Here is a 25,984-nt window from a genome sequence, read left to right as displayed (position 1 = left end):
TAACCCACTTTAATTATCCAATAGATAATACTTATGGATTAACATTATTTATTAAATAGAATTATATTACTGAGTTTTTACTAAATCATTGACAAGAAAAAAACCATCTAATTAGACGGTTTTTTCTCTTTGCTTTTAAGCATTAAACTTATTCCGTATTTCCATAAAAATATGGTTAATACGATCAATATTCCTATAAAGTAATAATAATTGTCATTAAAATCAATATACCTATGAATAAAGTAACCTGAAAAACCCAGTACTGTAACTACCAAAATTAGAGTCCCCAAACTTCCTAATGAAGTGGCAGCTGGTTTGGATTTGTCACATGAAAATGGTTTAATAACTGAGGCAGTGTATATTAAAGGTGATAATATCAACATAAAAAGAAACTGTATCAAAAAAAGTTTTACTAAATTCACCTTAAAATAAGCCATTAAAATAATTGTGATGACGATATGCGGGACGGCAATATATTTTATCATAAATGCCTTGGTTACACCTTTAGCTACATTTACCTTATCACGATATCCAAGCATATCGAATATCCACGATGCCTCATAGTTTTCTGAATAAGAAATATTATAAAAGCCTTGTAAAAGATTTGCAAGGGTAAACCAGTATATGAAATAGAAGTAATTATTGAAATCTCCTGTACCTGCCTCTATCCCAATTAATAATACCATGCAGAGTGCTATAGTTGTAAGTGTATTGGGCAATACCTCATTTATAGCAATCCTGTCAGTTCTTATCATATCCAGTGTAAATCTATAAGAAGCTCTCTCAAGCCCCGGTTTAGAAACAAAGTTCCCTAATTTACTGAATAATCCTACTCTCGTATTGGCAATCTGGGATCTATTTAGTTTTAAAATCACATTCTCAATATTGGCATAATTTATTATAGTTATAACAAAAAGAACTAATGGTAAAACTATCCCCATTAAAGCCGGCAAGTAAAACATATAATCTGTAAATTCATTATAAAAAATCCCAAAGGGCGCTGTAAACCAAATCTGAGGAAGAAATAAGTGAATGAGCTTAAAATCTTTACTCATCCCTATATTTAAACTCTCTAACCTTATCAAAATTTGAGATAATGATGGTAAAACAGCAACTATGACAGCTTGGATATAAGTTATTAAGTATTTCAAAACATCGGCATTTATAAACTTGAAAAGAACTAGGTAAATCAATAGTGCAATACATACTGAAAAAATGGCTGCAAGTATTGAGCATCCAAGCATTAAGAACACAAATTCTATACCGTATTTCAAATATCCTGTCACCATAATAGGAATCGCTAATGAAATTGATATAAAGAATGTATAGTTTATAATATGGGTTATTTTAGCTGCATTTAGAGTCTTGGAGTCTACCGGAAGTGCTTTTAGCATCATTGTATCCTTCGTATCGAAAAATGCCCTTTCAAAATCAGTTAAGGTTTGAGCAACTATTATTGTAATTATTATAGTGAAACAAAGCATCAAGGCTTCTACGAGTGGTTTATACCATAAGAATATAGACATTAAAATTCCTGTCATTAAATTAGTAAACAGATAGCCTGTATATGATGCAAATCTATTCTTATTGCCATCAAATGCCCTATAATCAACTCGCTCGTCCAGTCTGAACTTTAGCTCCATAATTCGTCTGAATAATTTATAATCAACTCCAATTGCTTTATATATCCAACTAAATAAATCTAAAAAAAATAATCTAATAGTGAACATATTCCATCACCTTTACGAGATTTTTAGCTATTTCTTTCGAGTTTTCAAAACCGGTGACTTCAGCAAATATACCTTCCAGACCCACATCCTTGTTTTTTCTAACCTCTTCTGCATTGGCGTCAATAACTATTTCTCCATCATTAATAAGTACAATTCTTGAGCTTAGCTTTTCTACGACTTCCATAATATGAGAAGAATAAAATATGGTCTTTCCCATCTTGGTTAATTCATTAAGTAACTCTTTGACTATCAAAGCAGAGTTTGCATCCATGCCACTTAATGGCTCATCCAAAAAATAAATATCTGGGTTGTGCATCAGTGCAGAAATAATCATAATTTTTTGCTTTGAGCCCTTTGAGAAAATATTGATTCTATTATCAAAACTCTCTTTTATTCCGAATACTTCTGCCATTTTTCTGGCCTTTGCTTCAATTAATTCTTCATCGATACCATACATAGCTCCAATAAAACTGAAGTATTCACTACATGTCAGATTTTCATAAAGCATTGCCTTCTCCGGAACATATCCAAGATGTTTTTTATATACAAATTCATCTGAACCTATTTTACTTCCGCATATCTCTATATTTCCACTATAATCATCTATCAAACCCAAGAGTATTTTAATAGTAGTTGATTTCCCTGCTCCATTTGGCCCGATATAGCCTATTATTTCCCCCGGATAGACCTTAAGATTAATTCCCTTAAGGACCTCAACATCATCGTAAGATTTTCTTAGGTTTTCAATATTAATAATAGGATTCATTACTATTCCTCCTTATATATAAAATTCAATTTATAATGTACTAAATATATCACATTAGAACGAATTTTTTTGAAACTTTATTATTTTCTTATTCTCTCAAAATAATTCAAATAAAAAAACCAAAACGAAATTGTTCTGGTTCTCACTAAAAAATAATCTATAATGCTATAAAAAATTTTACTAAAATTGGGATTGAAAATGAAAGTATGGTCCCCGTAAAAAATGCAATAATCGTCGTAGTTTGATCAGTGGCTTTTGATATTATCGGCAATACCGTGTCCATTGCACCTGCTGCTGGTGCTGCAATAGATGGAAGAAAGCCTATTTTTGAAGCAATGATTGGTACCGTAGCAATTGCTATAACCTCTCTGAATATATTACTTAAAAATGCAATTGCTGATAATTCAGTCGAATATGGTTCAATTATCACTCCTGAAAGTGAATACCATCCCATTCCTGAACCAAGCGCTGCACCTTCATTCCAATTATATCCAAAGACAAAACCCGCCAATATACCACCAAATATACTTCCTACTATTATCAACAATGGCACTATAACAGCTTCGGATCCCATCCTTCTAAATATTCTTAACAAATCATCACTTCGTCCGATATCTAGACCTACGAAAAACAATAATAAGTATAGACCGATTTGTATAAACTCACTGGTATATGTAAACGGTAAACCTGAATATCTACCTAATAGAATTCCTAGAACTATGGAGATAATAATACTAATCATTTGCTCCTTCCCCCTTTCTTCTTTTATAGACGTATTTCTCATATATGTAAACAAATAATATGCTTATAAGTATTGAAGAAATAGCAAAGGCGGCAGATCTAAAGCCAATTTTTCCTATATTGGAAAATAGTTCTTTGTTTTTACCAAGATTAATTCCCATAATAAAAAGGATTAACAATACTGACAACGACTGCAGAATCTGGACTTTTTTCATTTTTGCATCTTTCAGCTTAAAAACACGTCCAACTATTCCACCTATCAAAAAAAATATTAAGTATTTTAACATGATTTCGCCTCCTTGCCATTAATAAAACGATTCACTTTTTATGAATTGAATAAAGTCCATTTGAACCAAACTTATGATTTAATCATTATAAATTCTCTAATTTAAATCATTATATCATGAGATGTCATTTTCATACAATGTTAAACACTGACAATATTTAAACTTATAATATCAAAGAGCTTATTGATTTTACAGCGTTTATGTAATTTTATAATATTATCCAAGTTATTTTATAATTTTTGTAAATTTTATGTTTGAACAATGATTTCTGTGGTATATATATAATACCACGAGAAATCGTGTTAAGTGGACCTTGACAACTAAAGCGGATAAAGAAAAAGAGGTTAAAACCCTTTATATATATATTTTATATTTAATATATTTAATATAGACAGTTAAGAAGAATAAAATAGTTTCTTGATTTAAAACTTCAAAGAAGTTTAATAGAAGTAAAATAGCTTAATAAAAAGATTTAAGAAAAAGTTTCAAAATAAAATCAAGTTTAAGGAGAAAAAACATTATTAAAAATAACATTAAACCGTTTTAGTTGTCATAACCACTATTTTACTAGATTGGTTCAATTAGAACCTTTTTTTATGTCAACAATTATCTGAAAGGAGAACAGACTTGAAAAAAATCATAATACTGATAGAAAATCAATTTGACGAACAGGAACTTATCTATCCCTACCATAGATTTAGAGAGAACTATGAAGTAGAGCTGGTGGGATCAAATAGAGATGAGGTTTACAAATCAAAGTCTGGTGTAAGTTTCAAATCTACACTATCATCTGCAGAGGTCAAAGTTGAAGATTATGACGGAATCTTCATACCTGGTGGATTTTCACCCGACTTTATGAGAAGATGTGAACAAACGGTAAACCTTGTTAGAGAGTTTGACAAAGCTAAGAAGCCCATCGCCGCAATCTGTCATGGACCTTGGTTAATGGCAAGCGCTTGTGATATAAAGGGAAAAGAAATCACATCCTTCTATAGCATAAAGGATGATTTAATAAATGCAGGTGCAAACTATGTGGACAGAGAAGTAGTAGTTTCAGATCACTTAATAACCGGTAGAACCCCTGCCGATTTACCTGCCGTCGTAAAAGCTTTTATTGAGAAAATCGATTAATTTACATTTTAAAAGAGCCTTATTTGGACCAAATAAGGCTCTTAATTATTAGTTTATTTTATTTTTTATCTCTTCTTTAATCTTCACGATGAATTCTTCAGTACCCAGCGATCCTTCATCTCCAATATCACGTTTACGAACGGATACTGTATTTGATTCGGCCTCTTTCTCTCCTATAATCAAGCTATATGGTACCTTTTCCATTTGAGCTGCTCTAATCTTAAATCCTATCTTCTCAGCTCTGGTATCAACTTCTACCCTAATATCCTCATCCATGAGCATATCTTTTACTTTAAGTGCATACTCGTTATACTTGTCTGATATAGGAAGAATTTTTACTTGAACTGGCGCTAACCAAGCCGGGAACTTGCCTGCATAGTGTTCTACCAAACTACCGATAAATCTCTCAAGTGATCCGAGTAGAGCTCTGTGAAGCATAACCGGTCTTTGTTTCTCATTGTTTTCATCGATATAGTATAGTTCAAATCTCTCAGGCATTTGGAAATCTAATTGTATAGTTCCACATTGCCAGGTTCTTCCTATGGCATCCTCAAGATGGAAGTCTATCTTCGGTCCATAGAAAGCTCCGTCTCCTTCATTTATTCTGTATTCAATTCCTCTTTCTTTTAATGCAGCTTCCAGACTTTCCTCAGCATAATCCCAAGACTTTGGATCTCCCATGAAATCATCCGGTCTAGTTGATAATTCTACATCGTACTTAAATCCAAAAGTAGAATATAGATAATCGGCTAAATCGATCATCTTGAATACTTCATCTTTTACCTGTTCAGGTAGACAATATACATGGGCATCATCTTGAGTAAATGCTCTAACTCTAAACAAACCATGAAGAGCTCCTGAGAGTTCGTGACGATGAACTAATCCAAACTCTGAGAATCTAATAGGTAGGTCTCTATATGAATGGAGTTTAGAACTGTATACTATAATAGAACCCGGACAGTTCATCGGTTTTACCGCATAGTCTTCTCCATCTATTTGAGTAAAATACATATTGTCCTGATAGTGATCCCAGTGACCTGATCTATGCCATAGAGCTTCATTTAGTATATATGGAGTTAAAATTTCTCCATATCCATTTTTCTCTAAGACTTTTCTCCACCAATCAATCAGTGTATTCCTAAGCACCATTCCATTCGGATGATAAAACGGGAATCCCGGTCCTTCATCATGGAAACTGAAAAGATCCATTTCTTTACCAATTTTCCTATGGTCTCTTTTCTTAGCTTCTTCAAGTCTTTCAAGATGTTCATCCAATTGTTTTTTCTTTTCAAAAGAAGTTCCATAGATCCTTTGAAGCATCTTGTTGTTTTCGTCGCCTCTCCAATATGCTCCGGCAATATTTAGAAGTTTAAAAGCTTTGATTTTTTTCAAATCATATAGATGCGGTCCTCTACATAGGTCAGTAAAATCTCCAAGTTTATAGAAAGATATATCTTCATCATCGGGTAGATTTTCAATCAAATCTACTTTGAATTCTTCTCCTTTTTCTTGGAAGTATCTTAATGCTTCATCTCTTGACATTTCAAATCTTTCCATAATAGGATTTTCTTTTACTATATTTTTCATTTCCGCTTCTATTTTTTCAAGATCTTCAGGTGCAAATCTGTGCTCAGTATCGAAATCATAGTAAAAACCATCTTTAATAGCAGGTCCTATTGCAAACTTAGTATCAGGATATAGTCTTTTTACAGCCAGTGCCATAAGGTGCGCTGAAGTATGCCTAAATACCTCTCTACCCTCTTCATCATCAAAATTCACGAATCTTACCTCTGAATCCTCCTTCAGAGGTTCTTGTAGTCCTTTGATTTCTCCATTAACTACAGCTCCAAGTGAGTTTCTTAAAAGCCCCTCAGAAATACCTGAAGCTACCTCACTTAATAGTACGCCTTCATCGTATTCTTTTACCGAATTATCCGGAAATTTAACTTTTATCATTTTTCCTCCTTATAAAATAAAAAATCCCCCCATCCTACTATAATTAGTAGGGACGAGAGGCTCGTGGTTCCACCCTAGTTGCTTCTTAATTAAAATAACAGCTCCGGATTAGTTTTCATAAACGGTTTTCATGGATAAATCTCAGCCAACATATCCTCTCTGTATGTACCTTTTTTATTACTCGATCCTTCATAGCTCGATATTAAATTTATGAATTCTATATACCCTAAACAACTAACATTAAACATATTCTATCAATTTTATTTTAAAAAATCAAGTATTCTGTTGTTTGACACCTAATTTAAAATTTTAAACCTATATATCTTAGACGTTGCAATGTGTGCAGCGATTTTTTTATGTCAAATTTAATACTTTTTGGGGTTGTTATATGTTGGGATTTGTGGTATAATTAAATAAAAAAGCGTGGTGATTTGGATGTTTCTTAAAAAGGATAAAAGAGCCAATGGTAAGACTTATCTCACCATTATTAAAGGCTATCGTGACCCTGTTACTAAAAAATCTAGAAATAAATCTGTTATGAAAGTTGGGTATTTAGAGGATTTATTAGACCAATATGAAGATCCTATTGCTCATTTTGAAGAAGTTGCTGCTAGACTAACGGAAGAAGAGAGATTAGCTAATCTGCCGCTTAGTTTCACTTTTGATTCTAAAGAGGTAATTAAGTCTAATGTGGTTAATCGAAAAAACTTAGGATATGTTGTATTATCTCATTTCTACCACAATCTTAAAATTCATGAGTTTTGGAATAATAGACAAAAAACTTCCGGTACTGATTTTTTGCTTAACCATGTATTCCAATTACTTGTTTTTACTAGATCTCTATATCCATCATCTAAAAAGGCTTCTTTTGACTATATCAATTCCTTTTTTACTAAATTCGATTTTAGTCTTCACGATGTCTATAGAGCTTTATCTAAGTTTTATCCTTACAAGGATGATTTAATTCTATGGATTCATCAAAATATTATTCAATACTATGGTAGAGATCTTTCTAAAGTCTACTATGATGTTACTAATTACTATTTTGAGATTCCTTATGAGGATGATTTTAGAAAAAGAGGTGTTTCTAAAGAGCATAGACCTAATCCTATTATTCAAATGGGTCTTTTAATGGATAATTCAGGGATTCCTATCTCCTATGAACTTTTTGAAGGTAATACAAATGATAGTATCACTCTCATGCCTTCATTGAATAAGTTGAAAAAACATTTTAATCTTGGTAAGGTCATTGTTGTTGCGGATAAGGCTATGAATAGTGGTGAAAACATGGCTTACAATATCATTAAAGGGAATGGCTATATATTTTCCGGGTCTGTTAGAGGTGCGTCAAGAGAACTGAAAGATTTTGTTTTAGATCAAACTGGTTATTCTGATAATTCAGATGAGTTCAAAATTAAATCAAGGATTGTGCCTCAAGATATTTGGGTTACAGATATTCATAACAAAAGAAAAAAGGTTCCTATAGATCAGAAACAAGTTGTATTTTATTCAGAAAAATATGCTAAGAAGTCTAGGATGGATAGAGAAAGAACTATTCTTAAGACATTAAAGTTAATTGAGAAAGGTATTGATAGACCAAATTCCAGCGCTTACAAGTATATTAAGAAGGAGTTCATTGATCTAGAAACCGGTGAAATATTAAAGACTAAGAAGAATGATTTTTTAGACATTCAAAAAATTAAAGAAGAAGAAAAGTATGATGGATACTACATCATAAATACCAGTGAACTAGATATGAAGGATATGGATATAGTCCAAGCATATCACGGATTGTGGAAGATAGAAGAGTCGTTTAAAATTACAAAGTCTCAATTAGAAGCAAGACCGGTATATTTATCGAGAAAAGACAGAATAGAATCTCATTTTCTAATATGTTTTGTGACTTTGGTTTTACTAAGACTTTTAGAAAAAGATTTAGATGGATCAAATATCAGCATTGAGAAGGCTATAGAAGAAATGCGTGAAATTACAGGAACTCATTTAGACGAAAACTACTATATGTTCGATTGTTTTAATGAGATAATTGAGAAACTAGGTCAAACAGTTGGAGTTGATTTTTCGAAAAGATTTATAACCGTCGCAGAAATAGATTCCCTTATTTCGGGTGTAAAAAAGGGTTTGTAGAACTACAGGAAAAAGTCAAAATCAAAACCCCTGAAAGCATTGATTTGTTAATGTTTACAGAGGTTTTTTGCTGTTTTAGGTGTCAAAGATAAGATATACCCTAAACAACTAACATTAAACATATTCTATCAATTTTATTTTAAAAAATCAAGTATTTACAGAATCAGTAAATAGACCTTGTAAAATTATCATACTATATTGTTAAGAAAAGATTTTTCCCATCTGTCCTTTAACCTAAATAATTCCTATATTTAATTATATTATCCATTTACTACTTGCTAAAACAATGGCTATATATTAGCATGCACTAGTCTTTTGTGCTATAATAAAGGTTAGAATACATATAAAACCATCGTTTTTTGTAATTTAATTGCAATTATTTTAATGTAAAATAAGAATTAATTATATTAATTACTAAGGAGTATATATGAGAAGTATTTTAAATTTGGTTTTGGACCATCAAAGTAAGACTACTATTTTTCCTCTGGCTTCCTTGTTTGCAATCTTAGGTGTTTATCTCATCTATTGGATTTCAAATAGGAATAAATACATTAAGTATGTGCCGGGTTTAATTCTAATCTCTATAGGGATTTATAATCTAGTAGAGGGTTTGCCTAAAATAACCGATGAAACCGGATTAAATATGATTTTACGATTTGGAATTTTCTTTGTCTCAGGTTTTGTAGCTCTATGTTATGCACTTATACTCGGAATTATTAATAAATCAAGAGTGAATTCACCTAATAGAAATAATCCTTTCAAATCTATCTTTAAGAGAAAAAACCATGAAAAATAAACATATAGCAGCTTTTTTCGACATCGACGGTACATTGACCAGAACTTCACTTATGATAGATCATTTTTTGCGATTGGTAAAAAATGATGTCATAGAAGAACATACATGGATTAATGAAATAAAACCACTTTATGACGACTATAATAGAAGATATGTTGATTATGATAATTATCTGGACGTAGTAGCCAGTGTATATATGGATACGCTAAAGGGTATTAAATATGACTTTATAGACTTTATAGCGCAGCAAGTTATAAAACATAATGCAGATATAGTATATACTTATACAAGATCTCAAATAAAATGGCATCTCGAGCAAGGTCATCTAGTTTTTTTCATTTCGGGAAGTCCAAACTTTCTGGTAAAACATATTGCAAAGAAATATGGAGTTACTGATTATAGGGGAACCATTTATTGTTTGGATGAAGACGATGTTTTCACCGGCAATTTCATAAAGATGTGGGACAGTAAGAGTAAACTCAGCATGATGACTCAATTCGATAAGATGTATGGAATAGACTTTGGAAAATCCTATGCTTATGGAGACACCAATGGTGATATCTCAATGCTTGAAAGGGTCGGTACGGCAGTGGCGATTAACCCTACAAATACTCTTCTTGAGTATATTAAAAATAATGACAGTTTAAAAAAGAAAGTAACGATAATTGTAGAAAGGAAAGATGTAATATATAAAATCACACCGGATGTTGAAACACATAAACTGGTGTAAATCTATAAAAAAAACATAAAAAATCCGGATTAGCCGCTGAGCTGAATCCGGATTTTCTTCTATTGTTTTGGAACCCCAAACATTTGTACCCAGTGAGCCTTACCTTCTGAATCAGCCCAACAAGCTATACCTATTGATTTAAAATATGGTTCTTTTCTCAAAAGATTACTACTTTGTCCTGAAGCCGACATCATAATATCTATTACATCTTTAGGATATGCATTTAAGATTGCAAGGTTTTCTCCTCTAACCTGTTCTTTGTTAACAGTTGAGAAATTTTCACCATTTGGTCTGGTATGAGATAGATTTTCTACTATTTCTTTTGCCCTAATCTTAGCTGCTGCTTCAAGTCCATCATCCCAAGCAAATGGCTCAAGTCCTTGTTCTGTTCTCAATCTATTGATAATCTCAGCCATTTCTTTTGCAAATTCTTCATTATATTCCAGAGGTGCAAACTCAGGAACCTCAGGCTTTCCATTCAACTCACCAAAACTATCTAGTAATTCACCCGCAATTTCAGTTGATATAGACCCCTTGCCCCCAACCATCAATACTCTTCTAGGCTTAATTTGTTCTAAATAATTCTTAATATTTCTAGGTAATGCTTCCTGAGCAGTAAGTAGTACAGGAGCTTTATATTTTGACGTCAATCCAACTGCTGACAGGGCATCAGGAAAATTATAAGCATTTACAAGTATTACATTGCTTGGATTTTTATAAGCCTTTTTTGACAGCGCTATAGAAGTTTCAAACCTATTACTTCCTGCAATTCTTTCAGGATTTTTAAGATTATTCATTACATCGCTAGAAACAGTTTTTACTCCTCCGACTACAATTGTTTTATTGATGTCCATGTGGTCTAAAAATCTTTGTGTAGCAATCGGGATATTATTCTCTGCAACTAGAACTATCGGTATTCCGTTAGCACCTAGATAAGCACTCGCTGATAATGCATCGGGATACTTATGTCCATTGGTTACTGCTACTGATGTAGTTCCGGTAATATTCATAACCCTTTCAGCGATTAGAGCTGCGGTTTCATACCTGTCATCTCCTCCGATTCTTTCAACATCCGCTACGACATTTAATTGCTCTGCCACTCTTTTAGAAACAGATCCTTCACTGCCTAAAATTATAGCTTTTGAAGCTCCTAATTCTATTATCTCTTTGAGGACTGCATCAGACAGACTCTCTTTTTCAGTTAGTAATATCGGTGCATTAAGCGCTGATGCCAAAGGTCCACCGGCTAGTGCATCGGGAAAATTGAAACCATTGGTAATGATTACATAATCGGAAGTTTCGAAAGCATTGCTACTAACTTGAATAGATGTCTCAATCCTACCTTTATCAGCAATTCTTACAATTTCAAATTTCACATTATCATCTGCGACTGCAGTGAGCGGCAGCATCAAAAATAGTGCCAATACCACTATAAATGTAGTTTTTAATATTTTTCTGTTCATTTAACTTCCTCCACTCATTAATATCATTAACAATATTTATATTATCGTTAATGTTTTAAAAAAAGCATATATATAATTATAACCTATTTTACACAAAAATAAAAAAGACTTCTGCATTTAGAAGTCTTTCTCATAAATTAAAGTTTTTTCTTAATCTCTTCAGCTTTATCTTTTATGTCGTCTACAATTTCTTTAGCTTTGTCTTTTACCTTATCGGCTCCCTTTTCAGCGTCTTTTTTTACATCTTCAGCTTTCTTTTCAGCCTGGTCTTTTACTTTATCAAATTTTTCTTCTACATTTTCCTTTAAGTCTTTTAAATCTTTTTTAAATTTATCCATGTAAATCCCACCTTTCTAAGCTAATTATACCCGAGTAAAGGAGTATTAAACTTTCTATTTATTCAATTTTTACAATATATCGTTGTTTTTATATATACATTAAACACTATATATGGTATATTCATAATGTATTAAACAAGTTTTTATACCATAGGAGGTATTATGAATATAATAAAGAGAAATGGTTCCATCGTAGAATTCGACAGAAAAAAGATTGAACTTGCAATCCAAAAAGCTTTCAATAGTGTATGTCAGCCCGTAACTCAAGAGATTTTAGAGAAGATGTCGGGTGAGATTGTATCTAAAATTGAAAGTAATTTTCCAAAATCCCATATGATTACAGTTGAAGAAGTTCAAGACCTGGTTGAAATTACACTTATAGAGAATTCCTACTATGCAGTAGTCAAATCCTATATTTTATACAGAGCTTCTCATCATACCATGAGAAAGACCATAGAAGATTTTTCTAAATATTTCACAGATGAAGAAATAATAGAAGAATTAAAGAGTGTTCAACGTGAATTTACCGAAGATATGTACAATTTAAGTTTCCTAAGAACTAAATTCTCTTCTTTCGTGACCGAAAATATGAATGAAGATCAGCTTCTGGAACTATTAACCAGATCCGCCTCTGAACTGACATCTAAAGAAGCTCCAAATTGGGAATTTATTGCTGCTAGATTCTTATCTCTCAATATAACAAGACTGATTAGAAATGAAATCGTAAAATATGATATAAGTGATTTTTATAGTAAGATTGTATTCTTAACAGACAATTCACTATACGGCAAGTATATTTTAGACAATTATTCAAGAGAAGATATAGACGAACTCGAAGCTTACATTGATAATTCCAGAGATCATCTTTTCAATTTTAGTGGGCTTGACCTGGTATATAAGAGATATCTCATTAAGGACCCTAACGGAAGAATCCTTGAAAGTCCCCAAGAGATGTTTATGGGTATCTCTATGCACCTTGCCATCCCGGAAGCTGATAAAAAAGTCGAATGGGCTAAAAAAATCTACGATATTTTAAGTACTTTAAAAGTAACCATGGCAACACCTACGATGTCAAATGCCAGAAAGCCGTTCCATCAATTATCGTCATGCTTTATCGATACAGTACCGGACTCACTGGATGGAATCTATAGGAGTATTGATAATTTTGCACAAGTATCAAAGCATGGTGGGGGTATGGGATTATACTTCGGTAAGGTAAGAGCCATGGGTTCTGATATAAGAGGATTTAAAGGCGTAGCCGGTGGGGTAAACAGATGGATAAAACTGGCAAATGACACTGCCGTTGCCGTAGATCAGCTCGGAGTTAGACAAGGCGCTGTAGCAGTATATCTGGATGCATGGCATAAAGATCTGCCTGAATTTTTACAACTGAAAACCAATAGTGGTGATGATAGAATGAAGGCACATGATGTCTTTCCTGGGATATGCTTCCCAAACTATTTCTGGGAATTGGCAAAAGAAAGCCTCGATAATAATTGGTACTTGATGTGCCCTCACGAAATAAAGACCACAATGGGATACAGTCTGGAAGATTACTATGGCGATGAATGGAAAAAAAGATACGAGGAGTGCGTAAACAATCCAAAACTTGATAAAAGAGCCATGTCTATAAAGGATATAGTAAGACTATTCTTAAAGTCTGCAGTAGAAACTGGAACGCCTTTTGTTTTCAATAGAGATATAGTTAATAAATACAATCCAAATAACCATAAGGGGATGATTTATTCATCTAACTTATGTACTGAAATTGCTCAAAACATGAGCGGTATAGAATCTGTATCTATCGATGTGGAGTCAAATGATGATGGTGATATTGTAACAACTAAAACCAAAGCTGGTGATTTTGTAGTTTGCAACCTGGCTTCCCTGGTCTTGGGAAATATCGAAGTTAATGATAGTGAAGAACTGAAAAGAGTGGTTACAACAGTCGTTAGGGCACTTGATAATGTTATCGAATTAAACTATTATCCTATCCCCTACGCAAAAATCACAAATAAAAAATATAGATCTATCGGACTTGGTACAAGCGGATACCATCATGTCCTTGTAAAAAATGATTTAAACTTCCAAAGCGATGAACACTTGGATTTTGCCGACAAACTATATGAAGATATCAACTACTATGCCATAAAAGCAAGTATGGAGATTGCAAAAGAAAAAGGATCTTACCACTTCTTTGAAGGTTCCGACTGGCAAAATGGTGACTATTTTGAGAAAAGAGCATATAATAGTAGTAGATGGATTGACTTAAAAAACGAAGTACAAAACAATGGTATAAGAAACGGATATTTGATGGCAGTTGCACCAACCGGTTCAACCTCAATAATTGCCGGAACTACAGCAGCCATAGACCCTGTTATGAAGAGATACTACTTGGAAGAAAAGAAAGGATCTATAGTTCCGAGAGTTGCTCCTTCCCTAACACCTAGGACATTCTGGTTATATGAAAATGCTCATGAAATAGACCAAAACTGGGTAATCAAAGCTGCAGGCATAAGACAAAGACATATAGATCAAGGACAGTCCCTAAATCTTTATGTAACCACAGACTATACCATGAGTAGAATCCTTGGACTTTATATAAAAGCATGGGAGGAAGAGGTTAAAACCATTTACTATGTTAGAAGTCAAGCCTTGGAAATAGAAGAATGTGACAGTTGTTCCGCATAAGGAGGAAAAATGAAATTAGAAAGAAAAGCACTGTTTAATGAACATGGCGATATTGAACTTAATAAGAGAAAGTTGATGAATGGTAATACAACCAATCTTAACGATTTTAACAATTTAAAATACACTTGGGTTAGTGACTGGTACAGACAAGCCATGAATAACTTCTGGATTCCTGAAGAAATAAACTTAAATCAGGATATAAAAGATTATAGAAATCTATCTGAAGATGAAAAGACTGCTTATGACAAAATACTTTCATTTCTTATATTTTTAGATAGTTTGCAAATGGCAAATCTACCCAACTTAAGCGAATTTATAACTGCAAATGAAGTCAATCTCTGTTTGACGATACAAGCGTATCAGGAAGCCATCCACTCACAAAGTTACGGCTATATACTGGATACCATATGTTCTCCTGAAGAAAGATCTGAAATACTATATCAGTGGAAAGACGATCCTTTCCTTTTGGCTAGAAACAAGTTCATTGGCGATAAATACAACGACTTTTATTATGAAAGAACTAAGTTAAACCTTGCAAAAACACTTATAGCTAACTATATCTTGGAGGGTATTTATTTTTATTCAGGCTTTATGTTCTTCTATGCACTGGGTAGAAATGGTAAGATGCCTGGAACAGTACAGGAAATAAGATATATTAATAGAGACGAAAATACTCACCTTTGGTTATTTAGATCGATTTTATTGGATCTAAAAAAAGAAGAACCTGAATTATTTAATGAAGAAAATATTCAATTTTACAGAAACATGATTATTCAAGGTGTAGAAGAAGAAATAAAATGGGCTGATTATGTCTTAGGCGACAGGATTTCCGGATTATCCAAGACCAATGTCGATGCTTATCTTAAATACTTGGGTAATCTAAGATCTAAAGGTTTAGGTCTGGATATAATATTCCCGGGTTTTGAAAAGGAACCTGAGTCAATGGCATGGGTTGCTGAATATTCGGATCCCAATGCAATAAAGACAGACTTTTTCGAAGCAAAAGTTTCGGCATATGCCAAGTCAACCGTTATAGAAGACGACTTATAAAAAGTGGAAGATGATTTTTTTCATCTTCCATCCCATTATTCATCTAACTACATTTAAATTGAAATGGAGCAAAATATGAATAATCCGAAACATAATAGTTTAAACTATAAGAGATACTTTCGTAGAATCTTTGGTTTGAGAATTTTAAAAACAGCAATTGCAACGAGCTTAGCAATTGCAATAGCTGAGCTCTTTAATTTAAAAACACCTTTAATGGCAGGTATATCTGCAATAGTGTCTATGACCTCATCTGTATTTGATTCATACACAGTAAGCTTAAACAGATTACTATCTACCGTCTTAGGTGCGCTTATAGCGTCATTTTTCCAGTTTATTGGTTTCACAGGCTATATCCCTATAGGAATAGGCGTTGTTCTTGTTATAAATATTTGTAATTACTTCAAATGGAAAAAATCAATAACCCTTGCCTGTGTTGTATTTATAATAATTATGTTATACGACAAGAATATACCTAATCAAGTACCTTACTGGAAATATGGTATAAACAGAACCCTGGATACTTTTGTAGGATTATTTGTTGGATTTACTGTTAATTATCTTGTATTTCCGCCTAATAGATCGATGTTTCTGCTTAAAACATACAAGAAGACTCTAAGAGAATTTGAAGATGCTTTTAAGTCAGTATTGACAACAGAAAAGGAAGTTGAAATAGGGAAATTAATTGATGACATAAATGAAATCAACACCGAATTAAAATCCATAAAAAATGATCTAAAGATGGGAGCAGATCAGAAATACAAAATCTCTCACATTTCGAGAATTAACACACAGTTTTTCTCCGCTTTTGGACTAATAACCCAACTTAGAGAAAATGGACATGTTCCTAAGATAGATAATGAGAATATGATTGAGCTGGAAAAATATTTTCAAGAACCGATTGAAGTATTGGTTGATATCACGAATCCCGATTTTGAATCGGCTTTTAACTACTACTTAAATGATTTAATCAAAATGATGTTCGTCTTAAGAGAATATGTATATGATTTTGAACAAACCCTAATGTAAAGAATAAGCGAACCCAAGCAGGTTCGCTTTTTTTATCCTATATTTCTAAAATTTCCCGATGCACTTGCCCTAACTACAGGCTTTAGTTCCGATACCTTAATTGTGCTGAACTCAGCCACCGGACTTCCTGCTGCAGAAAAAACGAGAAGGAAATAGATAAAAGCCGTTTGATGCCAAAAAATTGTTACATCTACAATCCCATGAATCAATATTGTCACTGTTAAAGCAAATATCAATCCAAACTGCTCACTATTTTTTATCTTGTTTATCCTGTCTATAATAGCTTGAGCAAATGGATAAATCAAGACCATTCCTGTCAATCCATAATTTACTAAAAAATCCAGTAAAATATTGTGAGAGTGTATTACTTCTCTGGACCTGATTAAATCATACACGGCCTGTATGCCTAATGGACCTGCCCCTATCAGCATATGCTTATTAATAAATCTAATAGAAGATCCCCAGATACTTCTTCTCAAACCATAATCCTGAGTAACTGTTGCAAGTCTTGTATTTGCCATATTTCCTGTTATAATCACCAGTCCTAAACCGACGGTAATTCCAAGAATTAGAAGATTCGTAGTCTTGTAATCCTTAAGATTAATAGAAAGAGCCAATGCACCAAAAATCAACGCGATTTGTGCTCCTCTCGATCCTGAAAGGTAGACCGCCATAGCTGCTATTACTAAATATGTCCCATATAGGAATTTGATTCTCTTTTCATGATTGTCTATATACCTTTTAAGTCCTATCAAGAACATAAAATCCCCAACCATACCATAGTAATTTGGATTAAAAAATACTGAATCCGCTCTATTAAAAGATATGAATTTCAAAAATCCGTCAATCCCTTCGCCTGAAAGGAAAAACACAAATGCAGCTTTGAAAATAGTATTTAAAAACCATACTGAACTAATCAGTATCATGGTCGTCAATATTGACTCTACCAATTTTTGACTGAGGTATCTGGTATTATAGATGAAAAACACAAAAAATACCAAAATTCCAAAAGTAGCCAAAAGGCCTAAGTAATTCTGAAAAATAATACTTACGACAAAACTGTAGAGTATAAACCCCATTAGCCACTTATTTTCTTCACTGTTTACAATTAAAGAATCCAGTTTTTGAGATTTTACAATATATATAAAGTTTAGTATTAATACAGTTGCTCCAACATAATAAGGCAGCATTAAACTAATTGAAGTAATAAATACAAGTTTTTCTTCAAAGCTAAGCTTTTTAATATCTAACACATAACCAACTCCCATCAGTTATTATATCCCATATGGCTTGAAATAGTCTTACAGATTTGTAAGACTTGATAATAAGCCATAATTAAACAAATAACATTAGAGAATTATACCATAAAATAAACTGTATGGAAACTTTTTATGTTTTATTTAATATTTAAAAAAACAAAAGAATAAAGACAACCTCGAGGCTGCCTTTATTCTTTTAATTATACGATATTTAAAAAGAATGTAATGATAAATACATTAAATAAGTCTATGAACATTCCTCCAACTATCGGTATTACAAAGAATGCCAATTTAGAATATACGAACTTATCACATACAGAGTCCATATTCGCAACTCCATTTGGTGTCGCTCCAAGACCGAATCCACAGTGACCTGCAGCCATAACTGCCGCATCGTAATTTCTTCCCATCAGATTGTAAGTTATAAGCATTGCAAATAATACCATTAAAAGCGCTTGTCCCAGTAATAAAACAACCATAGGTCCCGCAACTGCAGCAAGTTCCCAAAGTCTAACAGACATTAGAGCCATAGCTAGGAACACATTAAGAGCTGCATCTCCTATTACCTGGACTTCTTCAATAGGTACAAAATTTTTCTTGCCTTCTGAGACATTTCTAAGTATTATACCTACGATTATCGGTCCAATATAGATTGGGAATTTACCTAATGGCATAACCAATTTAAGTAAATAATTTAATAAATTAGTTAAATAAGTACCTACACCAATTGCTATAAGTAACATAAATAGCGCCATAGCAATCCTACCACCGTCAAGTGGTAATTTTTCTTCCTTTATAAGGGATTCGTCAACATCCGGATCTCCCCTTTGTTCTTTAAGCTTTTCGGTCAACAGATTATTTTTTGTGATTAACCAGTTCCCAACAGGTCCTCCCATAAGTGAACCTGCAATTAGTCCAAAAGTGGCTGCAGCTATAGCCATAGCCTCAGCACCTTGTATTCCTGCACCCTCGACTTCTTTAGCCATTGCAGCAGCTGTTCCATGTCCACCGGTCATAGGTGTTGAACCCGTCATAAGAGCCAGTTTTGGATCCATTCCAACCACACCTGATAAACCTACTGCAACAGCATTTTGTAAAATACAAAGCAGCACTGCTACTCCTAGAAAGATAACTACCTTCTTCCCACCTTTCTTTAATACCATTATACTCGCATTAAATCCTATACTGGTAAAAAAGAGAACCATAAAAAATTCTTGAAGTGTTGAGTCAAACTCAATATTCAAGGTTCCGGTCATTCTCAAAGTTGTATTAATAATAGCAAATATTAAACCACCAATAACCGGAGCGGGAATTGCAAACTTCTGAAAAAAGCTTACTTTTTTTCTTAAAAACCTACCAATTAACAGAATGATAATGGCAAATCCTGTGGTTTGGTAAATATTTAAGCTAATACCCATTTCCATAAATCTCCCTCCTCAGCTCTAAAAAAGAACATTATTTGATATATATTATACCATCATTTCATGCAACTTACGAACTGAATTATTCTATAAATACGCATTTTATCACATTTGATAAATATTATCAGTTAGATTTATATCAAATGTCGCAAATTTTTGTAATATAATGATTTTTATTTAACTTTTTAACAACGACGGATTACGTATAATCTAGTCTTTTTCATATGTATTAAAACTCAAATAAATATACGCATATAAACTCAATTAAAAATCTATATAAAATTTAATTAAAAAGATATTATTAAAATTTCTTAACAAAAATTTGATTTTGATTCACATTATTCCTTCAGTTTTAATTTTATCCTGACTCATTCGTCATAAACTCTGTTTAGTATTACTCCACTATAAAAGAGCCTAATTGGTTTCCAACTCGGCTCTTTATATATGTTTCATTTGCTTATTATTTATTTTTTAGTAAATACAAGAAATACTGCTATCTTAAATCAAGTTATTCCATAATTAAAGACCTAGCACTTTTCCTTTTAAAGCATCTATATAGATGGTTTTAGAGTATTTATAGACTTCTCCGCCCTTTTCATAGCTATCATCTATTACAAATTTATATGCCGGAGAATATTCTATATTTGATTTTTTTAAGTGATTCATTATTTTTTCCGGTTTAGTTATTAATGTAAGTTCTGTATTTTCTATCTTTAAGTCATTATTTCCATCGGTTTTTGCATATTCTTTCGTCAATATTTCCCTGGCAACTTCTTCAGTGATAATATTGGCATCTCTACTTTTTATTATTTCCTCAGGTAAGAACTCCATACGAGCAAAGATTATAGAATCACCATTTATGATAATATATACTTCCGATTCTAAAAGTCTTTTGTCATTATCTAAATTCACACCATCTCCTGCAATGTTTAAACCTCCAAGAGATTTCGCGAACTTAAAGATTTTTATATCCATAAGTTTTTCTCTAATATTCACTCCACTACCATCTTTACCGATCATGATATCTTCACCACCATTGATCTTATCTATTATGGTGTCAACATCTGCAAAGTGAGTACCTACGAGTTTCAAATTTGAAACTCCAATTTTAGTAAAAAAGCCATTACAAATTCTAAGACCTTCCTCATCCACTACTGAAGTATAGTCTATTAGTGAGTTCAAGTAATCAACGTGATATTTTGCACTAGCATTATAATAATATAGCATCCCATCCCCAATGGTTGCTTCTGCGCCATTATCAAATACGTATCTCATACCGTATTCAAGAATATCATCCTTATGATGCGGTACACCAACTTCTAAATTCTTAGTGATATCTTCAATTTTAAATTCCTTGAGCTTCATAACATGCTCTTTTGCACGTACATCTGGATTTAATCCAACAGATTCTGTACGCTTACCCAGATTTACCATGCTCATAGGTCCCTTACAAGCTACTAAAATAAAAACAGCAGCTACTAACAATATAATTTTTTTCATGTCTTCCTCCTTTTGATACCAACACTTATAGATAGTCTAAGTGTGATTTTTCGTTATTTTTTTGACTATCATGGTAAGATTCATTACGTAATTACGAGTTTACCTATTCATTGTTTATACTTTATCTTAAGTATATGGTATTATAAAAGCCCTCATTATACAAGTTACAGTTTAGTAAGATAAAATCCGGTATCGTTCCTGCGATTGAATAAATAACAAATCATTAGATTCACGACATTAAACTGCTAGGAGTTCACCTACACTTTAATCATTATTTGCTTTTCAAAATGTCTCCATTCTTATCAATTACTTAACCTGGACAGCAAGTTAATAGTCTTTGATTTGATTCCGATTTCTTAACCTCATTTTTTATGCTCTGCAAAATCTATTAATAATCCCGAAAGCTTACAATATAAACCAAAATCTTTGTAATTATCTATAAATCCATACTCTTATAAAGCAAAAAGACATATGGTTTACATATGCCTTTAAAGGAGAGTATGATTTATATTGTGATGATTGCTATTATCTCATTTGCTAATTGTCCGCCCGCGAAGGGAAAGCTTCTGCTCTCCCTACTTACGTGCGGTGAATTTATTAAAGTTTATTTAAACATACCAAAATACAAGTATGTATTAGTTGTTTTTCTTGTTTTCAGTTTTTGGAGCTGGTGTTTTTACTCCGGCTTTAGGAGCTGCTTTCTTTTCCTCTTTTTTTACTTCCGGTGCTTTTTTAGCAGGGGCAGCTTTTTTCGTAGGTGCCGCTTTTTTTGCAGAAGCTACTTTTTTAGTTTCAGGAGCTGCTTTCTTAATTTCAGCCTTTGGAGCTGATTTTTGATTTTTATTTTGAACGATGGCAGGCTTTTTGTTTACATCTGTAGCTGCCGCTTTTTTCTTGTCTGTTTTTTGACCACAAGCTGTCATTCCTATAAGTACTAGAGCTGCTGCTCCGATTGGTAATATTTTTTTCTTTAACATTCTATTTTCCTTCTCTCTTTTGGTTTTGTTTGTATTGTAATACTGTTTCCTTATTACAACTACATTTTACCGAGAACTTTTGTATGAAATGTGTTTGTTTTATTACAAAGTCGTAAGCTTATAATATTTATAGTTGATCTTTGCTTAATAGTAACCAAATTCGAATTTCATATTATGAAGGCTATTTTACATCTGTTGAAAATCCTAAATCTATTTCACCCAAAATAATTCACTATATCCTAAACTTTCGTGACCAATATATTAGTAGTAGTTTTTAATTTTAGATATTATTAAGAGTATTCACACAAATAAAAAAGCCCCTAATGGTGAGCAATTTTTAGGGAGTATGAATTTAAGTATGATTGCTTATATGTAAGTTTAATTCTTTTAATTGTCCGCCCGCGAGAGGAAGACCTCTGCCCTCACTTACGTGCGGTGTATACGTAAACTAATTTACTTATTTAATTAATTATCTCTGAGTATTATTAATTATTTTTCTTATTTTTAGTTTTTGGAGCTGGTGTTTTTACTCCGGCTTTAGGATCTGATTTCTTTTCATCTTTTTTTACTTCCGGTGCTTTTTTAGCCGGTGCAGCCTTTTTTACAGGAACTGCTTTTTTAGCTTTTGGTGCTGCTTTTTTAACAGGAGCTACTTTTTTAGTTTCAGGAGCTGCTTTCTTAATTTCAGCCTTTGGAGCTGATTTTTGATTTTTATTTTGAACGATGGCAGGCTTTTTGTTTACATCTGTAGCTGCCGCTTTTTTCTTGTCTGTTTTTTGACCACAAGCTGTCATTCCTATAAGTACTAGAGCTGCTGCTCCGATTGGTAATATTTTTTTCTTTAACATTCTATTTTCCTTCTCTCTTTTGGTTTTGTTTGTATTGTAATACTGTTTCCTTATTACAACTACATTTTACCGAGAACTTTTGTATGAAATGTGTTTGTTTTATTACAAAACAGAAATCTTTAATATAAAAATCCATACATCTTATATTTTAAATGTATGGATTAGAACTCTTTAATTCTATTAATAATATCCTATGAGAGTAGAAATGCAATCGCTACATGACTACATGGTATACGTTTTTTAATCTTTACTTGAAATTTAAAAATCTATCTCTTCCTCATAAATTTTAAAATCCTTAATCTCAAATTTTCTCAAAAACCCCCACCATCTCCACATGATAAGTTCTGGTAAACTGGTCATATAATTCCAGATTTACGAGCTTGTAGCCTCTATCTATAAAGCTGTTAAAATCTGCCGCCAGAGTCTTTGGATTACATGAAATGTATATAAATTTTAAGGGATTAAAGTCGAGTATTTTTTCTAATGCCTTAGGATTAATCCCGGATCTTGGCGGATCTAGAACTATTAACTGAGGCGCACCTTTTAGGTTTTCAAGTTCTTTTAGGACATCATTTGCTCTGAATTCGACATTTGTGATGCCATTTAGTTCTGCATTATTCTTTGCAGCTTCTACAGCCTCTTCAACTATTTCTACTCCGATTACCTTCTTTGCTTTTTTGGCTAGAATTTGGCTTATTGTTCCGGTACCGGAATATAAATCATAAGCTGTGATTTCTTCTAAGTTTCCTGCCATTTCAAGAACTCTGGAGTACAGTTTTTCGATTCCGAATACATTTGGTTGAAAAAAAGAAAAAGCTGATATTTTAAATCTTAGTCCAAGTATCTCTTCATATATATAATCTCTTCCATGTAAAACTATAGTTTCATCAGATTTTACTGCATCTGCCGGATCGTCATTTTTAGTGTGGAGAATACTGACTATCTCATTTTCCAGCTCTAAATTTAATAGTACTTCATTAAACTCTTCATAGTCTAATGAATCTTGAGTCGTTGTCACCAGGTTTACCATTAATTCCTTGGTGTTAAAACCGCATCTGATTACTAAATGTCTTAAAAATCCTTGTGCCGACATTTTTCTATAGTGTTTTTTCCCTATTCTGCTGAAGTAATCCATCACAGCCGCTCTGATGATTTCAAAATCCGAATGGACGATATTACATCCGCTCGTATCTACAATCTCGTAGTATCTTCCTTTTCTGTGCAATCCAAGGATTAGCGGGCCATCTTTCACTTCATCACCAAAGGTGTATTCCATTTTATTTCTATAACCTATAGGTTTAGGATTTTCATGTACTTTGATTTCATAATTTCCAGCATTGTCATAGAATAATTCACTGATGGCTTGTTTCTTCATCTCTAATTCTACATCCAGTGGTAGAGTTTGATAATTACAACCTCCACACTTTTCATATGCCTTGCATGGTTCATTGGTTTCAAGAATCGACCTTTCGATGATTTCAATCTGCTTAGCATCTCTATATGACTTTCTATTCTTGCCTAGAACCACTCTCAAAGTTTGTCCGGGTATTGCATTTTTTACCCGGACTTTTTTATCATTATAAATCCCCTCTGCTAGATTGGGAAATATTAACTTTTCAACTTTTAAAACAATATCTTTCTTTTTTCTCATGATTTCTCCGATTTATTATTTAAATCTATTACTTTTTACTCCAAGTATTTGGGCTAAATAAAACCAGTACCGGGAATATCTCAAGTCTTCCGATTATCATTGCAAAAGTAAGCACTACTTTTGAAAACTTACCGAAATAAGCATAACTTTCAGTTGGTCCGACTGATGCAAGTCCAGGTCCTATATTATTAAGTGTGGCTGCAACGGCACTAAATGCAGTTGCAAAGTCATGTTCTTTAATCGATATTATAAATAATATGCTTACAAATATTCCAATATATAGTATAAGATACATATGTGCACCTTTAACAATACTATTAGGGAGTGATCTTCCATCTTCTACTACTGCAATAACCCTATTTGGGTTCAGTGCCCTTTTTAGCTCATTTAATCCGGATTTAAAGAGTATTATAACCCTGGAAATTTTTAATCCTCCTGCCGTTGACCCTGCGCATGATCCGATAAACATTAGCATTAGGAGTATATAGTGTGAAAATAATGGCCATTTGGCAAAGTCTGCGGTTGCGTATCCTGTGGTTGACATAATTGAAGATGCTGTAAAGAATACATCTCTGAACATTTTAGTTAAGGAAGTATAAGACCCGCTTATATTGACACATATGGCGATGACTGCTCCAAAATAAATTGCTAAATACACTTTTAACTCTTCACTTCTAAATACATCCTTTAATCTTCCTATGAGTATTAAATAATACAGATTGAAGTTTACACCGAACAATAACATCGCTATTCCGAGGATATAATCTATTGCAGCACTATTATAATGACCTACACTGGCAGCTTTATTACTGAACCCGCCGGTTCCTGCAGCTCCAAATGCATGAATCATTGCATCAAATGGTTTCATTCCGGCTATTATCAATATAATTATGAGTACAGCCGTCATTACGACATAAATCTTATAGAGTATCTTTGCAGTTATATCTATTTTAGAAACGAGTTTACCAAACGAAGGTCCGGGAACTTCAGCTCTCATAATATGCACTGAACCTTTCGAGGACTTGGGCAGTACAGCCAAAGCAAAAACCAGTATCCCCATACCACCGATAAAGTGCGTAAAACTCCTCCAAAATAGCATCGAAGGCGACAATGCTTCTACATCGACCAGAATGCTTGCTCCTGTTGTCGTAAAACCCGATGCAGTTTCAAAGACTGCATTAATAAGGCTTGGTATTTGTCCACTTATTATGAATGGTAAGCTCCCAAAAAAAGACATAAGAATCCACGACAGTGCAACTATGCCAAAACCGTCCTTAACTCCGAAGCTAAGTCCTTCAATATTTTCTCTTTTAGCAATGCTCCCCAGTATCAAAAGAGTCGCAATTACCAAGAGAAAGGACATGATATTCTGAAAATCCTCACCAAAATAAATCGCTACAGCTAGCGGAAGAACCATAAAAAATGCCTCAAGCATTAATATTCTTCCAAGCGTAACTTTAACCAATCGAATGTTCATC

Annotated in this window: 21 protein-coding genes; 7 read left to right on the top strand and 14 right to left on the bottom strand. The window is 32.9% G+C overall.

Annotation, left to right across the window (positions count from 1 at the left end):
• Positions 1-107: 107 nt before the first annotated feature.
• The 4 genes from VZL98_02650 to VZL98_02635 form a co-directional block, all read right to left on the bottom strand.
• Positions 108-1,643, bottom strand: a complete 1,536-nt coding sequence (locus VZL98_02650) for a hypothetical protein (GenBank protein WVH63872.1) — start codon at positions 1,641-1,643, stop codon at positions 108-110.
• 73 nt (positions 1,644-1,716) lie between these two features.
• A complete protein-coding gene (locus VZL98_02645) occupies positions 1,717-2,496 on the bottom strand; it encodes an ABC transporter ATP-binding protein (protein ID WVH63871.1) in 780 nt (259 codons plus the stop codon).
• Positions 2,497-2,653: 157 nt separating this feature from the next.
• A complete protein-coding gene (locus VZL98_02640) occupies positions 2,654-3,238 on the bottom strand; it encodes a lysine exporter LysO family protein (GenBank protein ID WVH63870.1) in 585 nt (194 codons plus the stop codon).
• A complete protein-coding gene (locus VZL98_02635; protein ID WVH63869.1) occupies positions 3,231-3,524 on the bottom strand; it encodes a LysO family transporter in 294 nt (97 codons plus the stop codon). The genes VZL98_02640 and VZL98_02635 overlap by 8 nt, the downstream gene beginning before the upstream one ends.
• Before the next feature lie 627 nt (positions 3,525-4,151).
• Here VZL98_02635 and VZL98_02630 point away from each other — a divergent pair.
• Positions 4,152-4,655, top strand: coding sequence for a type 1 glutamine amidotransferase domain-containing protein (locus VZL98_02630; protein ID WVH63868.1), 504 nt, complete (start codon positions 4,152-4,154; stop codon positions 4,653-4,655).
• 48 nt (positions 4,656-4,703) lie between these two features.
• Here the strand turns inward: VZL98_02630 and thrS are convergent, their stop codons facing one another.
• Complete coding sequence (thrS, locus tag VZL98_02625) at positions 4,704-6,611, bottom strand: threonine--tRNA ligase (protein ID WVH63867.1); 1,908 nt, start codon at positions 6,609-6,611, stop codon at positions 4,704-4,706.
• Between the two features lie 435 nt (positions 6,612-7,046).
• Here thrS and VZL98_02620 point away from each other — a divergent pair, with 435 nt between their 5' ends.
• From VZL98_02620 to VZL98_02610, 3 genes are all read left to right on the top strand, one after another.
• Positions 7,047-8,756, top strand: coding sequence for an IS1634 family transposase (locus VZL98_02620; protein ID WVH63866.1), 1,710 nt, complete (start codon positions 7,047-7,049; stop codon positions 8,754-8,756).
• A 427-nt stretch (positions 8,757-9,183) separates the two neighbouring features.
• Positions 9,184-9,552, top strand: coding sequence for a hypothetical protein (locus tag VZL98_02615; protein ID WVH63865.1), 369 nt, complete (start codon positions 9,184-9,186; stop codon positions 9,550-9,552).
• Positions 9,542-10,282, top strand: a complete 741-nt coding sequence (locus VZL98_02610) for an HAD-IB family hydrolase (GenBank protein ID WVH63864.1) — start codon at positions 9,542-9,544, stop codon at positions 10,280-10,282. The genes VZL98_02615 and VZL98_02610 overlap by 11 nt, the downstream gene beginning before the upstream one ends.
• Positions 10,283-10,341: 59 nt before the next feature.
• Here the strand turns inward: VZL98_02610 and VZL98_02605 are convergent, their stop codons facing one another.
• Positions 10,342-11,745, bottom strand: a complete 1,404-nt coding sequence (locus VZL98_02605; protein WVH63863.1) for a cell wall-binding repeat-containing protein — start codon at positions 11,743-11,745, stop codon at positions 10,342-10,344.
• Between the two features lie 137 nt (positions 11,746-11,882).
• Complete coding sequence (locus tag VZL98_02600; GenBank protein WVH63862.1) at positions 11,883-12,083, bottom strand: CsbD family protein; 201 nt, start codon at positions 12,081-12,083, stop codon at positions 11,883-11,885.
• A gap of 162 nt (positions 12,084-12,245) precedes the next feature.
• On the opposite strand from VZL98_02600, the gene VZL98_02595 reads away from it, so the two are divergent.
• The 3 genes from VZL98_02595 to VZL98_02585 all read left to right on the top strand — a co-directional run bounded on the left by VZL98_02595 (position 12,246) and on the right by VZL98_02585 (position 16,850).
• Positions 12,246-14,774 (top strand): ribonucleoside-diphosphate reductase subunit alpha, encoded by a 2,529-nt coding sequence (locus VZL98_02595; GenBank protein WVH63861.1) that lies wholly within the window; start codon positions 12,246-12,248, stop codon positions 14,772-14,774.
• 9 nt (positions 14,775-14,783) lie between these two features.
• Positions 14,784-15,824 carry a ribonucleotide-diphosphate reductase subunit beta gene (locus VZL98_02590; protein ID WVH63860.1) on the top strand — a complete coding sequence of 347 codons (1,041 nt, stop codon included), beginning with the start codon at positions 14,784-14,786 and terminating at the stop codon, positions 15,822-15,824.
• A 75-nt stretch (positions 15,825-15,899) separates the two neighbouring features.
• Positions 15,900-16,850 carry an aromatic acid exporter family protein gene (locus VZL98_02585; protein ID WVH63859.1) on the top strand — a complete coding sequence of 317 codons (951 nt, stop codon included), beginning with the start codon at positions 15,900-15,902 and terminating at the stop codon, positions 16,848-16,850.
• 32 nt (positions 16,851-16,882) lie between these two features.
• Here VZL98_02585 and VZL98_02580 read toward each other — a convergent pair whose 3' ends face one another.
• From VZL98_02580 to VZL98_02550, 7 genes are all read right to left on the bottom strand, one after another.
• Positions 16,883-18,103 carry an O-antigen ligase family protein gene (locus VZL98_02580; GenBank protein WVH63858.1) on the bottom strand — a complete coding sequence of 407 codons (1,221 nt, stop codon included), beginning with the start codon at positions 18,101-18,103 and terminating at the stop codon, positions 16,883-16,885.
• Positions 18,104-18,309: 206 nt separating this feature from the next.
• Positions 18,310-19,533: a sodium/glutamate symporter gene (gltS, locus tag VZL98_02575; GenBank protein WVH63857.1), complete on the bottom strand. Its 1,224-nt coding sequence runs from the start codon at positions 19,531-19,533 to the stop codon at positions 18,310-18,312.
• 516 nt (positions 19,534-20,049) lie between these two features.
• On the bottom strand, positions 20,050-21,030 hold the full coding sequence (locus VZL98_02570) for a hypothetical protein (protein WVH63856.1): 981 nt from the start codon (positions 21,028-21,030) through the stop codon (positions 20,050-20,052).
• 635 nt (positions 21,031-21,665) lie between these two features.
• Positions 21,666-22,007 carry a hypothetical protein gene (locus VZL98_02565; protein WVH63855.1) on the bottom strand — a complete coding sequence of 114 codons (342 nt, stop codon included), beginning with the start codon at positions 22,005-22,007 and terminating at the stop codon, positions 21,666-21,668.
• Between the two features lie 485 nt (positions 22,008-22,492).
• Complete coding sequence (locus VZL98_02560; protein ID WVH63854.1) at positions 22,493-22,855, bottom strand: hypothetical protein; 363 nt, start codon at positions 22,853-22,855, stop codon at positions 22,493-22,495.
• Between the two features lie 301 nt (positions 22,856-23,156).
• Positions 23,157-24,506: a 23S rRNA (uracil(1939)-C(5))-methyltransferase RlmD gene (gene rlmD / locus VZL98_02555; GenBank protein WVH63853.1), complete on the bottom strand. Its 1,350-nt coding sequence runs from the start codon at positions 24,504-24,506 to the stop codon at positions 23,157-23,159.
• A 28-nt stretch (positions 24,507-24,534) separates the two neighbouring features.
• Positions 24,535-25,983 carry a TrkH family potassium uptake protein gene (locus tag VZL98_02550; GenBank protein WVH63852.1) on the bottom strand — a complete coding sequence of 483 codons (1,449 nt, stop codon included), beginning with the start codon at positions 25,981-25,983 and terminating at the stop codon, positions 24,535-24,537.
• Position 25,984 lies beyond the last annotated feature (1 nt).

It is taken from the genome of Peptoniphilaceae bacterium AMB_02 (genome assembly GCA_036321625.1).
Classification (GTDB): domain Bacteria; phylum Bacillota; class Clostridia; order Tissierellales; family Peptoniphilaceae; genus Microaceticoccus; species Microaceticoccus formicicus.
This window is presented reverse-complemented; position numbering and strand designations above follow the sequence as displayed.

Bases quoted from the DNA above. Each gene is read 5' to 3' on its own strand.
- VZL98_02650 (WVH63872.1), bottom strand. From the start codon at position 1,643: ATGGAGCTAAAGTTCAGACTGGACGAGCGAGTTGATTATAGGGCATTT.
- VZL98_02645 (WVH63871.1), bottom strand. From the start codon at position 2,496: ATGAATCCTATTATTAATATTGAAAACCTAAGAAAATCTTACGATGAT.
- VZL98_02640 (WVH63870.1), bottom strand. From the start codon at position 3,238: ATGATTAGTATTATTATCTCCATAGTTCTAGGAATTCTATTAGGTAGA.
- VZL98_02635 (WVH63869.1), bottom strand. From the start codon at position 3,524: ATGTTAAAATACTTAATATTTTTTTTGATAGGTGGAATAGTTGGACGT.
- thrS (WVH63867.1), bottom strand. From the start codon at position 6,611: ATGATAAAAGTTAAATTTCCGGATAATTCGGTAAAAGAATACGATGAA.
- VZL98_02620 (WVH63866.1), top strand. From the start codon at position 7,047: ATGTTTCTTAAAAAGGATAAAAGAGCCAATGGTAAGACTTATCTCACC.
- VZL98_02615 (WVH63865.1), top strand. From the start codon at position 9,184: ATGAGAAGTATTTTAAATTTGGTTTTGGACCATCAAAGTAAGACTACT.
- VZL98_02610 (WVH63864.1), top strand. From the start codon at position 9,542: ATGAAAAATAAACATATAGCAGCTTTTTTCGACATCGACGGTACATTG.
- VZL98_02605 (WVH63863.1), bottom strand. From the start codon at position 11,745: ATGAACAGAAAAATATTAAAAACTACATTTATAGTGGTATTGGCACTA.
- VZL98_02600 (WVH63862.1), bottom strand. From the start codon at position 12,083: ATGGATAAATTTAAAAAAGATTTAAAAGACTTAAAGGAAAATGTAGAA.
- VZL98_02595 (WVH63861.1), top strand. From the start codon at position 12,246: ATGAATATAATAAAGAGAAATGGTTCCATCGTAGAATTCGACAGAAAA.
- VZL98_02590 (WVH63860.1), top strand. From the start codon at position 14,784: ATGAAATTAGAAAGAAAAGCACTGTTTAATGAACATGGCGATATTGAA.
- VZL98_02585 (WVH63859.1), top strand. From the start codon at position 15,900: ATGAATAATCCGAAACATAATAGTTTAAACTATAAGAGATACTTTCGT.
- gltS (WVH63857.1), bottom strand. From the start codon at position 19,533: ATGGAAATGGGTATTAGCTTAAATATTTACCAAACCACAGGATTTGCC.
- VZL98_02570 (WVH63856.1), bottom strand. From the start codon at position 21,030: ATGAAAAAAATTATATTGTTAGTAGCTGCTGTTTTTATTTTAGTAGCT.
- VZL98_02565 (WVH63855.1), bottom strand. From the start codon at position 22,007: ATGTTAAAGAAAAAAATATTACCAATCGGAGCAGCAGCTCTAGTACTT.
- VZL98_02560 (WVH63854.1), bottom strand. From the start codon at position 22,855: ATGTTAAAGAAAAAAATATTACCAATCGGAGCAGCAGCTCTAGTACTT.
- rlmD (WVH63853.1), bottom strand. From the start codon at position 24,506: ATGAGAAAAAAGAAAGATATTGTTTTAAAAGTTGAAAAGTTAATATTT.
- VZL98_02550 (WVH63852.1), bottom strand. From the start codon at position 25,983: ATGAACATTCGATTGGTTAAAGTTACGCTTGGAAGAATATTAATGCTT.